16 protein-coding genes are annotated in these 14,013 nt (G+C 61.1%); 5 read left to right on the forward strand and 11 right to left on the reverse strand.

The features are described 5' to 3' along the window. Nucleotides 1-17 precede the first annotated feature (17 nt). Nucleotides 18-368, forward strand: coding sequence for a RidA family protein (locus M0H32_RS01640; protein WP_248149890.1), 351 nt, complete (start codon nucleotides 18-20; stop codon nucleotides 366-368). A gap of 157 nt (nucleotides 369-525) precedes the next feature. Here M0H32_RS01640 and M0H32_RS01645 read toward each other — a convergent pair whose 3' ends face one another. Further along, the gene (locus M0H32_RS01645) at nucleotides 526-708 is read right to left on the reverse strand and encodes a DUF2783 domain-containing protein (RefSeq protein ID WP_248149892.1); all 183 of its coding nucleotides are present in this window, start codon (nucleotides 706-708) and stop codon (nucleotides 526-528) included. Further along, a complete protein-coding gene (locus tag M0H32_RS01650) occupies nucleotides 705-2,312 on the reverse strand; it encodes an FAD-dependent monooxygenase (RefSeq protein WP_248149894.1) in 1,608 nt (535 codons plus the stop codon). Before M0H32_RS01650 ends, M0H32_RS01645 begins: the two co-directional genes overlap by 4 nt. Before the next feature lie 74 nt (nucleotides 2,313-2,386). Between M0H32_RS01650 and M0H32_RS01655 the strand changes: the two genes are divergently transcribed. After that, nucleotides 2,387-3,097 carry a helix-turn-helix transcriptional regulator gene (locus tag M0H32_RS01655; protein ID WP_248149895.1) on the forward strand — a complete coding sequence of 237 codons (711 nt, stop codon included), beginning with the start codon at nucleotides 2,387-2,389 and terminating at the stop codon, nucleotides 3,095-3,097. A gap of 12 nt (nucleotides 3,098-3,109) precedes the next feature. Here M0H32_RS01655 and M0H32_RS01660 read toward each other — a convergent pair whose 3' ends face one another. After that, entirely contained in the window at nucleotides 3,110-3,319 is a 210-nt protein-coding gene (locus M0H32_RS01660; protein ID WP_248149896.1) for a hypothetical protein, read from the reverse strand. 199 nt (nucleotides 3,320-3,518) lie between these two features. Further along, a complete protein-coding gene (locus M0H32_RS01665) occupies nucleotides 3,519-4,115 on the reverse strand; it encodes a hypothetical protein (protein ID WP_248149898.1) in 597 nt (198 codons plus the stop codon). 265 nt (nucleotides 4,116-4,380) lie between these two features. Here M0H32_RS01665 and M0H32_RS01670 point away from each other — a divergent pair, with 265 nt between their 5' ends. Continuing rightward, entirely contained in the window at nucleotides 4,381-5,019 is a 639-nt protein-coding gene (locus M0H32_RS01670; protein ID WP_248149900.1) for a LysE family translocator, read from the forward strand. A 77-nt stretch (nucleotides 5,020-5,096) separates the two neighbouring features. On the opposite strand, the gene M0H32_RS01675 is transcribed toward M0H32_RS01670, so the two are convergent. From M0H32_RS01675 to M0H32_RS01690, 4 genes are all read right to left on the reverse strand, one after another. Continuing rightward, a complete protein-coding gene (locus M0H32_RS01675) occupies nucleotides 5,097-5,369 on the reverse strand; it encodes a hypothetical protein (RefSeq protein WP_006933467.1) in 273 nt (90 codons plus the stop codon). A gap of 191 nt (nucleotides 5,370-5,560) precedes the next feature. Then, nucleotides 5,561-5,971, reverse strand: a complete 411-nt coding sequence (locus M0H32_RS01680; protein ID WP_248149901.1) for a TIGR02301 family protein — start codon at nucleotides 5,969-5,971, stop codon at nucleotides 5,561-5,563. A gap of 93 nt (nucleotides 5,972-6,064) precedes the next feature. After that, entirely contained in the window at nucleotides 6,065-6,517 is a 453-nt protein-coding gene (locus M0H32_RS01685) for an NUDIX hydrolase (RefSeq protein ID WP_248149902.1), read from the reverse strand. Nucleotides 6,518-6,589: 72 nt separating this feature from the next. After that, complete coding sequence (locus M0H32_RS01690) at nucleotides 6,590-7,102, reverse strand: hypothetical protein (RefSeq protein WP_248149903.1); 513 nt, start codon at nucleotides 7,100-7,102, stop codon at nucleotides 6,590-6,592. A 120-nt stretch (nucleotides 7,103-7,222) separates the two neighbouring features. Here M0H32_RS01690 and M0H32_RS01695 point away from each other — a divergent pair, with 120 nt between their 5' ends. Together M0H32_RS01695 and M0H32_RS01700 are read left to right on the forward strand one after the other, a co-directional pair. Then, complete coding sequence (locus tag M0H32_RS01695; protein ID WP_248149904.1) at nucleotides 7,223-7,984, forward strand: SOS response-associated peptidase; 762 nt, start codon at nucleotides 7,223-7,225, stop codon at nucleotides 7,982-7,984. 78 nt (nucleotides 7,985-8,062) lie between these two features. Continuing rightward, nucleotides 8,063-8,920: a class I SAM-dependent methyltransferase gene (locus tag M0H32_RS01700; RefSeq protein WP_248149906.1), complete on the forward strand. Its 858-nt coding sequence runs from the start codon at nucleotides 8,063-8,065 to the stop codon at nucleotides 8,918-8,920. Nucleotides 8,921-8,933: 13 nt separating this feature from the next. On the opposite strand, the gene M0H32_RS01705 is transcribed toward M0H32_RS01700, so the two are convergent. The 3 genes from M0H32_RS01705 to dnaA all read right to left on the reverse strand — a co-directional run bounded on the left by M0H32_RS01705 (nucleotide 8,934) and on the right by dnaA (nucleotide 13,174). After that, on the reverse strand, nucleotides 8,934-10,727 hold the full coding sequence (locus tag M0H32_RS01705) for a caspase family protein (protein ID WP_248149910.1): 1,794 nt from the start codon (nucleotides 10,725-10,727) through the stop codon (nucleotides 8,934-8,936). Nucleotides 10,728-10,856: 129 nt separating this feature from the next. After that, entirely contained in the window at nucleotides 10,857-11,288 is a 432-nt protein-coding gene (locus M0H32_RS01710) for a glyoxalase superfamily protein (protein ID WP_248149913.1), read from the reverse strand. 428 nt (nucleotides 11,289-11,716) lie between these two features. Then, nucleotides 11,717-13,174: a chromosomal replication initiator protein DnaA gene (gene dnaA / locus M0H32_RS01715; RefSeq protein WP_248149916.1), complete on the reverse strand. Its 1,458-nt coding sequence runs from the start codon at nucleotides 13,172-13,174 to the stop codon at nucleotides 11,717-11,719. Nucleotides 13,175-14,013 lie beyond the last annotated feature (839 nt).

The following is a 14,013-nucleotide window of genomic DNA, read 5'->3' on the forward strand; positions in this document are numbered from 1 at the left end:
CTAGAAGGAACAATCGCATGTCCGATATCAAACGGCTGGATTCCGGTCCGCGCATGAGCCAGGCCGTGATCCATGGCGGTCTCGTCTATCTCGCCGGCCAGGTCGGCAAACCGGGGGAAAGCGTCACCGACCAGACCAGGACCATCCTGGCCGGGATCGAAGACCTCTTGGCCCGCTCCGGCAGTGACAAGAGCCGCATCCTGCAGGCGACGATCTGGATGGCCGACATGGCTGATTTTGCCGAAATGAACGCTGTCTGGGACGCCTGGGTCGATCCGGCCAATCCGCCGGCGCGTGCGACCGGTGAAGCCAAGCTGGCGACCCCGGAATACAAGGTCGAGATCATCATCGTCGCGGCTGTCGCCTGATCCCAACCCCCCGCAAATTGGCGTCATCCCGGGCGCCGCGTAGCGAAGACCCGGGATCGGCGAGCCAAAGTCTGTCAGCGGAACCGAGACATCGGATCCGGGGCTTTTGGTTTCCCGGTCACCGCTTGCGCTGCGCTTGGCCGGGACCATCTCTCGTTCACGCGTCCAGATTGCCGGCCGCCTCGGCTATGCACTGACGAACGCGCTCGGCATCGGCGAGGTCATTCGACAGCAGCAGGACAAGTTTTGCCAGGAACAGCTCTCGCTTGGTGGGTGCGATGGCATCGAGCTGCTCCGCCATGGCCTCGTAGACCGTCTCGAGGTCGGCCGGTGTCATCATGCTGTTTCTCCTGCAAGCGATTGGATAAAGGCCTGCCGAATGCTATCGGGATCGACCTCGTGCCATCTGGCTGCGATGTGCATATCCGGACGGACGAGATAGGCGCTGGTGGCTTCGGCAGCGAGCACCTCAGCAGCCTCCGAGGCCGGCTGAAGATTGACGAAGGTGATGTCGAGATCAGAAAGACTGTCCGCGAGGTCTGCTCCGAAGCTCATCAACGTGAAGCCGGGACCGAGCAGGTCGGACAGAAAACACTCCTCAACGCGCGCCTCCGGCAGTGTTGCGCCGGGACAAGGCCCGCCCTCGAAAGCCGGATCGTCTGGCTGGACGATGGGGCTGTCTTCGTAAGTGTAGGGTGTCATCTGCCGTGGGTTGGCAAGCGCACCGGCGAAGGGATGGCTGAGCGCCAGGTTCAGCGCGGCGTCGCGCATCAGCTGCCAGCCGGCCGTCGGCGGGGTCATGAACCGGGCCGACTTGGAGGCATTCACAAAGACGTCCAGCGTCGCCCCGCGCCGCTCTGGCGTGTAACTGTCGAGAAGCGCTTCGCCGGCCTTGCCTTGCAGCACCCGGGCCAGTTTCCAGGCGATGTTCTGCGCATCCGCGAGGCCGTTGTTCAGACCGCGCACGCCGAAGATCGGCACGATGTGGGCGCTGTCGCCGATGAAGAACACCCGGCCGTCGCGATAATCGTCCAGCGCCAGCGTGTTTGCCGAGTAGATGCTCCACCATTCCAGGTCCCAGGCACCGGAATAACCGATCTCTTGCAGAACGGCGGCAACGGAGGCCCGGACTGTGTCCTCGCGAATGGCTTCTGCTTCGTCCTCGCCGTCGCGCAGCTGATAGTCGATCCGCCAGATATTGTCCGGCTGGCGATGCACCAGGATCGTGCCGCCGCGCCGGCAATCCGGATCGAACAGCGCCCGGCGGATCGTCGGATAATCATGATCCATCTGCACGTCGGCGATTACGTAGCGGCCTTCGAAATTTTCCCCCTTGAGGCGCAGGTCGCGCAGGCCGCGCACGGTGCTGCGGGCACCGTCCGCGGCCAGAAGCCAGTCCGCTTTGAGACGGTAGCCACCGAGCGGGTCCTCAACAGCAAGCAAGACACCGGCGTCTGCATCCTCAACACCCGTCACCCGGCTTTGCCATCTGGCATCGATCAGCGGTTCGCGGGCAACGGCGTCCCACAGGAACTGCTCGATATATTGCTGCTCGAGATTGTACATCGGCCGGTATTTCTCGCGCGGACTGTCCGGCATCTGGAATTCCAGGATCTGCCGGCCGCGATAGAAGCTTCGCCCGGTGGTCCAGCCGAGGGATTTTTCCAGAAAGGGGCCGACGGCGCCGAGCCGGTCCAGGATGTGATAGCTCTGCCGCGCGATACAAATGGCGCGGCTGCCATCGTTGAAGGTCGCCTTGGCGTCCAGAAGAACCGACCGGATGCCTTCTTTTGCCAGAGCCAGCGCTGCGGTCAGACCGACCGGGCCTGCACCGACAATGGCAACCGCCGCCGGGTCCGAAAGTTGCGAACGCTCAGCTGGCGGATCGAAATGCGGGTAAGTGAAGTAGAGCGAGTCCGTCTCCGCGCGTCCGGCTGGCCTCATTTGCGTTTCCTCCGTCTTGTGACTGCAAGACTATGCAATGCCGCTCCGGCAGTCTGTCCCCTTTAAGGGAGGACATGCTATTGGAACCTATGGGAACGCTCGCTTTTCATATGGATGCCTGCCTGGAAACCCTTGGTTCGGACACGTTCGCACCGGCCTTTGCCGAACTTGTCGAAACGCTCGACATCGACCAGATCATGGTCTTTTCGATCGAGGGGACGCGGGCAAGGTGTCTTCTGTCCCGTCATTTCAGCAATGCGGCGCTGGCCGGAAAACTCGCCGGTGCCTATCTCGACGGCTGGTACCTGAAAGATCCGCTCCTGACGGAGCTTCTGGCCGCGACGTCGAATGCTGTCAGTGTGCGCCGGCTGGAGGAGATCGAGGCGGACATGCCGCCCGATTACCGCACGATCTTCTTCGAAGCGCCGGGCATGCTTGCCAAGACCACCGCGCTCGCCACCGGCGAGCGACTGCGCCTCTTTGTCAGTCTCTATCAGACACGGGAAGGGGCGGTGCCGGTGGATCCGGACCTCGCGCGGCTGGTGGGCCGGCTGGCGCTTCAGCATTTCGAGCGCGTTGAGGAAACAGACGTGCCGCCACCGCTGGCCGCGCTAAGCGAACGGGAACAGGCGGTTTGTCTCGGGATCCTGTCGGGCCGCAAGGCGGAAGCGATCGCAGCCGATCTCGGCGTTGCTGCTTCCACCGTGATCACCTATCGCAAGCGCGCCTATGCCAAGCTCGGCATCACCGCGCGGGCGGGACTGTTCGTCCTTTGCGGCAGGTAACAGTGGTCCGTATCAGGGGCAACCGAGCGTGGTGGACGTGCCTTCCGAGGAGCTGTCGCACTCGTCGGGCGATCCGTCCGGGCTGCCTTCAACCAGATCTATTCCGGGCGCAGCACTACCGTCTTCCAGGCCGGAACCCGAGGAATTGCTCGATTGGCAGCCGGTGAGGGCGAGAAGCGCCAGAAACAGGGCTGAAGAAACTAGTTTTACGGTCGATTTCATTGCCAAACCTCTCTCATGCCGAGCGTCCGCTGGCATGGCTAAAACCAATTTTTTTTTGAAACAGGGGGCAAACGCCCTTCAATAATCACGCTTTTTTCCAGGTCCGCAAGCGCGAAGTGTGCGGTGGATAAATATTCAACTCGAATGCGGGCCGGGGCGGCGCCAAGCGTGTTCCCACCTCCTGCAGCGTGAAACGGCTTTAGTCCCCGGCTACGAAATAATGCAGCGTTCCGTCCGGGCCGATGCCGAGGCGGTAGAAGTTCCAGGCGCCGAAGGTCTGCATTTCGGCAAAGTCGCCGGCCGTGACGATCCGGAAGAGCTCGACCTTCTGGTCAGGCGTCAGCCCGTCCAACGGATAGCGGGCAAAGTAAGGCCAGACATACATTTCCTGCGGTGTACCGGCATCCACATGCACGAAGCCAGCGTCCAGGATGTCGGCCAGGATCGCAAGGATCTCGAAACCCTCACCATCGCCCGAGTTCTGTTTAATGAACTCTATCGGATCGCCGGTCTCGCCAAAGGAAAGCGTCGGCGGCATCTCGTTGCTTTCCAGCACAATGCGCAGCCGCTTCAGGTCGCCGTTCAGGGCGGCTTCCTTGAGCTGGGCATGCATGCGCGCGACGGGTTTTGGCAGGACATCGGTGTTATAGAGCACCTGTGGCCGGTCCTGTGGGCTTTCATGAGCGGTGTTTTCAGTAGCGTCCGTTTCCGGAAGATCCGTTTCCTCCGCCGGAATTGCGGGCGTCTCCTGCACGGGGACGACGGGGATCGTCTCGACCTCCACGGTTTTCGCCACGCCTGCCGCCGGCAGGAGGCATGCTATCGCAAAAGCGGCTACCGCTGTCCGTCCCATCAAGACTATCTCCCGGGTTGTGCCCACGCCCACTCTGGACATTCCTTAAACAATTCATGGGAAGGTGAAAACAGCTGTCGGGGAGAAATCACGTCCTTGTCAGACACCCGATGGCTCGCTATCGAGAGACACATTCGCGCTAGACACACAAAACGGCCCGGCGTCTGTTGAAGATGCTGTTTCACGGACCCGGCACAAAGGACCGATTGTGACTTTTCTGGAATATGTGCTGATCGGATATCTCGTCGGCATTCTCACAACAGCCCCTGTCGGACCGGTGAACATCATGGCCATTCAGCATGCTGTTCACGGCGGCTTTCGCCAGGGTGTTTATGTGGGGCTTGGCGCTGTCATCGCCGACACGATTTTTGCATCCCTGGCGATTTTCGGTGTGTCCGCCGTTACCACCTTCATTAAGGGCCAGTTCGATCTGATCGAAATCGTTGGCGGTGCGCTCCTGATCATCTTCGGCATCAAGATCTGGAACACGCATCCGCATCTGACGAATAACGGCAATGGCCGCGACCACGGATTCCTGGGCGATGCCACGGCCGCATTTTTCATTGCGATCACCAATCCCGGCGCCATTTTCGCCTTCCTCGCCATCTTCGGCGCTCTGGGCGATTTGAGACCGCAGCACGGCGATCATGTTGGGGCTCTGGTCATGGTGGCCGGCGTTGCCGGCGGTGCCACCAGCTGGTGGGGCATCGTCTCCGCGACGGTGTCGCATTTCAAGGCCAAGATCGACGATCGCTGGCTCGACCGGGCGAACCACATTGCCGGCTTTCTGCTCATCGCATTCGGCGCGTTGATCTACCTGAAGCTGGCGCTTGATTTCATCACCTAAGGGGATGTCCGACGGCAGACTCAAAAAGGCCGGAAGCCCGGCCTTTTCAGTACTGCGTCTGCGGGTCTTGCCGCCCGTTACTGCAGCACCCGGTTCACGGTGTAGTCGCCCTGCAGGATGCGGTCCGGCAGGCCTTCCGCAAGTTTGGCGACGGCATCTTCGCCATAGGCGGCGACAAGGTCGGCCAGAGCGGTGAACATTGCGGCATGGGCAACGGCATCCGCATCGACGCCATTGGCAATTGCTTCGGCCCAGGCATCGGAAATAAACCCGAGCGCGGCACGCCTGATGTCTTCATCCTCGGCAAATTCCGCTTCCATTGCCGCATCAGCATAATCGTCGTTGATCATTCGTTTCCTTACCGGTCCTTCCCGAACGCGACGGAGACAACTCCCGCGTGTTCCTGCCCCGAATCTTGTCATTTGATCCTAGCACGGCGAACCGCGCTGATAAGCAACCGTGAACGCAAACTTAACGGCCACCCACAAATTTGATGCAAAAGGTTAACCAACTCGTAACGATTTGAAGATTTCTGCAGATTTTACCGACCGTATCGGCTGGTCACATCGGTGATGATGGTCTCGCCTTCGCTCAAGTACTGTCCCATTGCGAGACGGGCCGCATCGGTGCAGTCCCTGTAAGCGACTGAGAAACCACGATAACCCTGATTGAACCGCTCAATGAAACGCCGCCGGCGATTCTCGTCGAGCGTTTCCGCGTCCAGAAAATCCTCCATCTGGTCGCGCCAGCTCGGAACATCGTTTTCCTTGCACAGCGGCCGCAGAAAATGCAGTGCGCCGAAGATTTCCGACAGGCGCATCAACTGCTGTTCGTAAGGAGGCGCGTCCGGAGAAACCTCTTGCGCGATTACAACCTGTACCGGGCAAACCAGGACGGCTGCCAGGACCAGAAAGGTCCGGAACGCGGCAAGATGCAATCGGCGATGACTCATGGCGCGATCATGGGCAAGTGCAGAACGCTCTGCAAGCGCTATGGCAAGGTGATCCCAAGATTAGGTGAGACGTTCGCGGGATAGGGTCGGCTTTTACTGTCTTTGCGGGATGTTACGTGCCAGGACAGCATCCAATAAGCGCCGGATACGTTCCGGCGTACCGGGCGTTGTCGGCCGGCCGGCCAGTTCTTCCGGCAGCAGCCAGTCGAGTTCGGCCGCGTCGTCGCCCGCGCTGGGCGTTCCCGAGAGATAGGCGGCGCAAAAGACCGTCAGGATGAAATGTGTGGCCACCTTGCCGTTATCGTCCCGCTGAATGGAATCGAAGGTCTCGACGGGAGCACCAAGCGCCGCGGTGACCCCTGTTTCCTCAAGGAGTTCCCGAGCCGCCGCCTCTTGCAGGGTCTCGCCGAGTTCGATCAGCCCGCCGGGCAGGCTCCAGTGATCCTTGTATGGCGCTTTGCCGCGCTTGATCAACAGCGCGCGGCCCTCCCGGTGACACAGCACGCTGACCCCGGCACGGGGGGCATCGGGATAGAAACGGGACATGAAACCTCGGACATCGGACGAAGGGATTGGAACCGGCTGAAAATAGGGGCGTAGGTCCGGAGTGACCAGGCCCTAGGCAAACAGGGCGTCGATCTCGGCCTGGGCGCCTTCGCCTTCGTGCTGGGTGGCATCAGGTTCGACATGGCCGTGGATCACCGCTCCGGCGATGGCGATCAGCGGCTTGATTTCATGGGTTGCCTTGTCGGCGATGGCCACCGCGACTTCCGCCGGATTGGCGGTCTGACGCAGCTGGTTCTGGATGTCACCGACGAGCGCATTGATGTCGGCAACCTGCGCCTCCAGGTGTTCCCGAAGGTGGTTCGGCGCCGCGTGATAGGCCTGGATGGCCAGCGCCTTGTCCTTGAAGGTCGAGTTTTCGAAATGACCTTCATAGTCCAGAGGTTCCCATTCGAGAACGTCCTCGGCGCAGTCTGGCATGTCGGGCAGCATTTCCAGAAGCATCATCACTTCGTTGAAATGATTGAGATAATCGGTGGCAAGTCCGGTCTGGGGGTTAATGTTTGCCTCCTCCAGCCGATCGGCTGCCAGCTCACCGGCGCCCAATACTGGATGCAAACACTCCATACCTGTCCCCCTGTTATTGACTTCGTCCCTAAGCTACTTCTTTTTTGTTTCCAATTGCCTAACTTGAGGGCACCCGATGCGCTCCATCGGGATCCCGCAAATCAGACGGAGAATCGCGCGATGTGCGGCCGCCTAGCTCTGACCACACCGCCCGATGCCGTGCGCAGTTTTTTCGACTATGTCGACCGGCCGAACTTCCCGCCGCGTTACAACATCGCGCCGACCCAGCCGCTGGCAATCGTCCGCCAGACGCTTGACGGCACCCGCCGGTTTCACCTGGTCCGCTGGGGCCTGATCCCGCCCTGGGTGAAGGATCCGGCGAGTTTCACGCTGTTGATCAACGCGCGCGCGGAAACCGCCTCGCAGAAACCGTCCTTCCGCAACGCCATGCGCCACCACCGCTGTCTTGTGCCGGCCTCCGGCTTTTACGAATGGCGGCGCACACCGGAGGGCAAGCAGCCGTTCTGGATCCGCCCACGGGAAGGCGACATCATGGGTTTTGCCGGATTGTGGGAGACGTGGTCGGACCCGGATGGCGGAGACATGGACACCGGCGCGATCCTGACAATCGAATCGAACCGGATGATGTCCGCGATCCATCACCGCATGCCGGTGATCCTGAAACCGGACCAGTTCGGAACCTGGCTGGATGTCGCCAATGTCGACCGCCGCGAGGCGGAGAAGCTGCTGGTGCCCGCGGAAGACGATTTCCTCGTGGCAATGCCTGTCTCGACCCGCGTCAACAAGGTTGTCAATGACGATCCGGACGTGCAGCGGGAAATTTCCGAGGACGAGATGCAAGTGCCGCTGAAGAAAATCCGGAACGCCGGCAAGGCTGCGGAAAAAGAAGCGGTCGACGACAGTCAACTCGATCTGTTCTGAGGGGCTCGCCGGCACAGATTTATCGTGCAATAGGGCCGACATCGCTGTAGGGCAGGGGAAAAGCGCCGGGATACCAAGATGACCGATGACGAGCACCTGTCCGACCATGAGGACGACCCAGAAAACGAAGCCCTTGCGGAAGCCTATAACCGAGGGCTGGAGCTGCAGAAGGCGGGCGATTTCACGGGCGCGGAAAAAGCCTTCCGCGAGGCGCTCGCGCTCGACCCGGACGACAGCGGCGGTGTCAGCATCCGCCTGGCGGCGATCGGCGCCGACCAGGCACCTGAAAAGATGCCGGATGCCTATGTCGCGACCCTCTTCGATCAGCATGCGGATGTCTTCGACGAGATTCTGGTCGACGAGCTCGGCTATTGTGTGCCGCTGCTGCTCAGGGATCTGATCCAGCGCCTACAGATCGGTCCGTTCAGCCGGCTTCTGGATCTTGGCTGCGGCACGGGGCTCACCGGCCTGTCGCTGGCCGATTGCAGCGTGCACCGGACCGGGGTCGATCTTTCCGAGTGCATTGTCGAGATCGCCTACGACCGGGAGGTCTATGACGATCTATATGTCGGCGAAGCCGTTGAATTCCTGAAGGAGTTCGAGGAGGAGGACGGCACGCGCCCGCACTGGGACCTGATCGCAGCCACCGATGTCTTCCCATATCTCGGTGCGGTTGAACCTTTCCTTGAAGGCGCGGCCGACCGGCTCAACACCAAGGGCTATCTGGCATTTTCAACCGAGACCCTGCCGGACGTGGTGCTGAACGGCCGCTCTTATATGGTCGGTCCGAACAACCGCTTTGCCCAAGGTGAAGGCTATATCTGCGCGGCGCTGGACGCCGCCGGTTTCGATCTTCTGGCCATGGACCCGATCACCGTGCGCCTGGAAGCGGGCGACCCGGTCCCGGGCCATCTGGTGATGGCGCAGCTGCGCTGAGCCGGTTGCCGGGTCAGTTGACGAAATAGAACTCTTTTCTCAGCGCGGAATTGTGCCACGGCGACTGGGTGCCGCCGGTGGCGGCGTAAACGTCCGCCTTGACCCGTTTCATCATGATCTCGATTTCCAGGCCCGGGGTTTCGATGTGTTTCAGCAGTGCGGCGGTGAACGGGCTGTTGTCCTCGTCGCCATCCAGCGCGACCTCGCCGGGCGCCGTCGCGAACCCGATCAGAACATTGCCGCCGCCCGCTTCGGGCGCCGCCAGGCCGCGCCCGACATAACCGCTCCTGCTGGTGCCCAATCCGCGGAACCTGCGCGCCAGCGGATTGTCCCGGCAGGCATCCAGCAGCGCTATCGACAAGCGCCCCGGCGCGTTCATGTAGTTGAGGATGGTACCAAGTTCGATGGTTTCGAAATCGACCGCCGTGGCGTCTTCAAGCTTGGCGTCGACCGGGATCAGATAGTTCTTGCCGCCCATCTGCATGGCGTGGCCGGCATAGAAGAACAACGCCACATCGGCCCCCTGAATGGCGCGCACATAGGAGCGAACCGTGCCTTCCATTGCCACCTTGTCCTGATCCAGTCCGACGATCACGGTGAAACCGAGGCGTTTCAGGGTCTGTGTCAGTCTTGTGGCATCGTTTTTGGGATTGGGCAGCAGCGGCGCGTGCCGGTAGTCTGAGTTGCCCATCACCAGCGCGACCCGCTTGCCGGGCGGCAGGGAGTTCAAATCCGGCAGGTTCGGGGTCTCGTCCGGGGGCTGGATGTCCACGACTTTCCCCGGATCTTCCGGACCGATCGTCGGAATGTCCGCCGGGTCGTTGGTGCGGGTGGCCGCAGCCTCCAGGTAGCGTCCATAGGCCCAGCCCCGCATCCCGTTGCCCAGTTCCACCTCGATCCAGGCGCCCCGCTGGGCCAACATGGAGACTTCCGTACCTTCCAGCAGGCGGGCGATTTCCGCGTGCGACGTACCGGCGCCATTTCGGAGCGCCAGATAAGCGTCGCCGCTGGCTTGGAGATTGCCGACGACGCCGGCCCGTGGTGGCGAGATCGCCCGGCGGGCAACGCTCGGGGCTGGCTCGACCGGCGGAGACAGGATCGGTGGATTGACGGCCGGAGGTGCCGTTGCCGCCGGGACCGACGCGATGTATTTGCTGTAGGCCCAGCCGCTGCGGCCGTCGCGCATGGCGACATTCATCCAGGATCCCTGACGTCCAAGAACCGTCAGCGGCGTGTTGGGGCCCATCCGGGCGATTTCCTGATAGCGGCTGCCGGGTCCGGTGCGCAGCGACAGGTAATTGTCGCCGCGCGGGTTGAGGCCGGTCACAAAAGCCTCATTGGAGGGGCGGTAGCCGCCGGTCTTCCCGCTCGAGCCGCCCTGGAGCGCCGTTGCGGAAAAAAGCGCCTGCGAGGCGCCGCCGGTGACACCTGTCGCGGACCAGACCGCAAATTGAAACCGTTCGCCATTGTGGAAATAGCTGTCGCCGGGAATGGAGCCATTGGCTATCAGCTGGTTCTTATAGGCCGTGCCGCCCGGCTGGCGCATCCAGCCGAGGGTAATAGCGAACCAGCCGTTGTTCGACTGGAACACCGTCGTCTGGGGAAACCGGCCGGCATAGCCCCGGGCCATGGAAACGGCGGTATTGGCATCCGATCGGCTCGCCACCACCAGCCAGCCGCTGTTGCCGCCGGGCATGACGGAGGCGCGGGCGTGGAGCGCGGATCCGAGTGTGAGCAGAAAAAGGGCAAGGATCAGCAGCGCGAACCGTGTCGCGTGCCTTGCCACCGGAAAAAGTCGTTCGCTCATGTCCTGATCCCTCTTTTCGAGGAAGGGGGCCTATCGGGAGTATGCCACGGCTTTCATCAGAAGGAACGGGGACACGCAAAGTTTGGGTCTGTTGCCGTCCCGGCGAGTGACCGGAACGGCAACAGTGCGTCAGTCGATCCGCTGCAGGCGCAGATAGGGCTCGCCGTCAGAGGTTCGCTTGACCGCGATCCCGTCTGCGTGGATGAGGCAGGTCACCCGGCTGCGATAAGCCGAAAAGCTGTCGAACGTGACCACGTCGACCGCGTCGTCGAATTGCAGGGTTACGCGGTACTGGCCGGAAGCACCGATCCTGGCAAGTGCGAGGACCTCGCCCTTGAAGGGCTGTTTCATGTAAGTGCCAGAGACCCGGTCGCCGACGGCAAACACCATCTGGTTGGGCCGGGAGGCAGTGGCGCTGGCGGTGTTCCAGTCCTTGAAGCCATATTGCGCGGACAAAAGTTCAAGCGCCTGGCTGTGGGAGAGCTCCTGGCCTTTGGCGGCCATGGCGGCCTTGAGCCGTTTGGCCTGGGCCTTGAGCTGGGCAACGCTTGGAAGCGTCATGGGAGTACCTTTCCAAGAAAGGCAGGCGGTCAGGCAATTGCCTGTCATGGGGCCCGCATTGCCATCATGCCTGCACGGTCTCGTGAAGGTAGATCTGGTCCGCAAGAGGACTTGCGGGAGAGAATTCACCATGGGCTAACCCCGCGGGCGGCCGGCTCCCTCGAACCGTGCGCAGAGATACGCGCGTGTCAGTCCCCTGTCAACGCGGTCGAAATTACCAATGCGCCAAGGAGGCGCCAAAAAGAAAGCCGCAGATGCGGCTTTAAGGAGAGGGAGGTTAAGATGAAACACCCGGCGGCTGCCACCGCCCGATGCGGCCCGCGCGTTCTCGCGCAGGTTTTGATTGCTCCTTAGGGGGAGAGCAATCGCGGCAGCGGGCGTGCCCGGTGCCGCCGGTTGCCCGGGGGAGGGGTGTTCCCCGGGAGAGGTCAGGCGTGAACCAGCCTTTTCAGGAGTTCGACTTCCTGGGCCAGGCCCTTGTCGTTCCGGACCATGTCCTCGATCTTGCGGACCGCATGCAGCACCGTGGTGTGGTCGCGGTTGCCGAAGCGGCGGCCGATTTCCGGCAGGGACCGGCCGGTCATGACCTTGGCGATATACATCGCGATCTGACGCGGACGGACCAGCGTGCGCGCCCGGCAGGACGACAGCAGATCGGCCTTTGTCACGCTGAAATGCTTGCAGACCACCTGCTGGATTTCCTCCACCTTGATGGAGCGCGGTTCGCCGATGCGCACCAGATCGTGCAGGGTCTTTTCCGCCAGGTCCATGGTCACCGGCTGCTTGGTCAGCTGGTTGTGGGCGAACAGGCGGTTGAGGGCGCCTTCCAGATCGCGTGCCGACGAAATCACGTAGCGGGCGATGTAATCGGCGACGTCCTCCGGCACGGAGAAGCCCGGATGGGTGCGGCGGGCCGCGGTCACGCGCTTCTTCAGAATGTCCTGGCGAAGGGCGTAATCGGTGGCCTGGATGCCGACGATCTCGCCTTTCTGGATCCGCTGCCGCAGCGTGTCGCCAAGCGTGTCGAGCTCATCCGGAGACCGGTCCGACGCCATGATGATCTGCGACGGGGCTTCCATAAGCATCTCAAGGGTTTTGGCGAATTCTTCCTGGCCTTGCTTGCCATGCAGGAACTGCAGGTCGTCAACCAGCAGCAGGTCGATGGAGCGCATGGCTTGGCGCAGGACCGGGAATGCCGGTGTGCGCAGTGCCGGCACCAGGTGATACATGAAGAATTCGGCCGAAAGATAAGCAACCTGCCGGCCTGTCTTGCGCGCTTCGCACGCTGCCGCCTGCAGCAGGTGGGTCTTGCCGATGCCCGTGGTGGAGTGGATGAAGAGCATGTCCAGGGTGCCTTCATGGCCGGCGGCCATCTGGCGCACGGCGGCGCAGGCAAGGCTGTTCGACGCGCCTTCGGCAAAGGTGTCAAAGGTCAGTTTCGGATTGAGCGCGGCTCCATTGAGGAAATCCGCAGCTGCTTCCTCACCGGTGTCGGCAAGACACGGTATGACAGAGGCGCCGGCACCGAATTGCGGCGTGCTGCTGAAGGGGCCGGGCCGGCCGCTGATGCGCCGTGCTGTGATGGCCTTCGGAGCGTGACCGGCGGTGAGTTGACGGGGCCGCAATGCACCGCGAACGGTCAGTTCGATACGCTTGATATCGTCCTGTTCGCGTTTCCAGAGGCCGACGAGCTGTTTCTCGTAGTGACTCTGGATCCAGTTTTTCAGGAAACGGGTCGGAACGGACAGGCGCACTGCATCGCCTGTGGTTTCTTCATGATTGACCCTGCCGAACCAGTTGGAAAAAACGTCGTCCCCGAGTTCGCTTCTCAGTTCCTTTTTCACACGATCCCATTGATCCGAACCGGCTAAGTTCTGAACCTGCATTGTGGCCTCCATTGGAGGGACCGTTTGGAACCGCTCCCCCCCTGTGCACTGTCTATGAGCCGCGATATTCCGCCTTCGCCGCCCGTTTGCTTTTGTTAGGTCTCTGGGCCCTTAAGGGTCTCTGGACCGGTGGCTTGTTAACGCCTATGAAACATCATTAACCTTTTACTTACCATGTTTTCAAATAGCTTATTTTTATGAGGTCATAGACGTTTCATATTGTAATTTTTGTAGATGACGGGCACTGCGAAGGTAAAATTTACATAGAGAATCTTCGCTTCCGTCGTCGTCAGGACATGCCGCAAGTCCTGCCTGAGTTGTTCTCCTGTCCCTGTTTCAGCTCTGCCTGTGGGCATGCAAACAGTTTTAGGAAAAATTTAACTTTTGGGGATTTTTTCTGCGAGTTTTCAAAAGGCAGCTGCAAAACTAGTGAAATCGACCGATGCAATGGCTGCCACATCGGAAAAAGTCCTGTGATTTCTGACGAGTGGCTGGCAAAGGGTGTTGTCAACTACCAAGTAGAGCAATCCGCAAAATCCAATTCTGAGCCACCCAGGAGACGGAATGTGACAGTGGAAGTTGGGGAAAATTTCCGCCGTCAAGAGGGGCTTGTCGCAGCGGGCTTTCATTCGCGTGCACTGAGTGCCGTTTCCGTAAACTGAAGGCGGATCAACGGGCTGAGGTTGATTGTAACGAAGCCCGTTTCGCTGTTGCCAGGACGTCTCGGCGTTAACCTTATCCCCAGGCATCGGGTTTTTCGGGCAACCCGTCATTTTTGACACTTGATCGGCAGAGCGGCGCCGCAGTCCAAATCGGCCGGCCGTGGCAAAAGCAATCAC

The organism is Roseibium sediminicola, assembly GCF_023156505.1.
Lineage (GTDB): Bacteria > Pseudomonadota > Alphaproteobacteria > Rhizobiales > Stappiaceae > Roseibium > Roseibium sediminicola.

Excerpts from the sequence above, each read along its gene's own strand:
- M0H32_RS01645 (WP_248149892.1), bottom strand. The coding sequence starts at position 708 with ATGATGACACCGGCCGACCTCGAGACGGTCTACGAGGCCATGGCGGAG.
- dnaA (WP_248149916.1), bottom strand. The coding sequence starts at position 13,174 with ATGCAGGTTCAGAACTTAGCCGGTTCGGATCAATGGGATCGTGTGAAA.
- M0H32_RS01675 (WP_006933467.1), bottom strand. The coding sequence starts at position 5,369 with ATGATCAACGACGATTATGCTGATGCGGCAATGGAAGCGGAATTTGCC.
- M0H32_RS01710 (WP_248149913.1), bottom strand. The coding sequence starts at position 11,288 with ATGACGCTTCCAAGCGTTGCCCAGCTCAAGGCCCAGGCCAAACGGCTC.
- M0H32_RS01695 (WP_248149904.1), top strand. The coding sequence starts at position 7,223 with ATGTGCGGCCGCCTAGCTCTGACCACACCGCCCGATGCCGTGCGCAGT.
- M0H32_RS01685 (WP_248149902.1), bottom strand. The coding sequence starts at position 6,517 with ATGTCCCGTTTCTATCCCGATGCCCCCCGTGCCGGGGTCAGCGTGCTG.
- M0H32_RS01700 (WP_248149906.1), top strand. The coding sequence starts at position 8,063 with ATGACCGATGACGAGCACCTGTCCGACCATGAGGACGACCCAGAAAAC.
- M0H32_RS01705 (WP_248149910.1), bottom strand. The coding sequence starts at position 10,727 with ATGAGCGAACGACTTTTTCCGGTGGCAAGGCACGCGACACGGTTCGCG.
- M0H32_RS01660 (WP_248149896.1), bottom strand. The coding sequence starts at position 3,319 with ATGAAATCGACCGTAAAACTAGTTTCTTCAGCCCTGTTTCTGGCGCTT.
- M0H32_RS01640 (WP_248149890.1), top strand. The coding sequence starts at position 18 with ATGTCCGATATCAAACGGCTGGATTCCGGTCCGCGCATGAGCCAGGCC.
- M0H32_RS01690 (WP_248149903.1), bottom strand. The coding sequence starts at position 7,102 with ATGGAGTGTTTGCATCCAGTATTGGGCGCCGGTGAGCTGGCAGCCGAT.
- M0H32_RS01680 (WP_248149901.1), bottom strand. The coding sequence starts at position 5,971 with ATGAGTCATCGCCGATTGCATCTTGCCGCGTTCCGGACCTTTCTGGTC.
- M0H32_RS01650 (WP_248149894.1), bottom strand. The coding sequence starts at position 2,312 with ATGAGGCCAGCCGGACGCGCGGAGACGGACTCGCTCTACTTCACTTAC.
- M0H32_RS01655 (WP_248149895.1), top strand. The coding sequence starts at position 2,387 with ATGCTATTGGAACCTATGGGAACGCTCGCTTTTCATATGGATGCCTGC.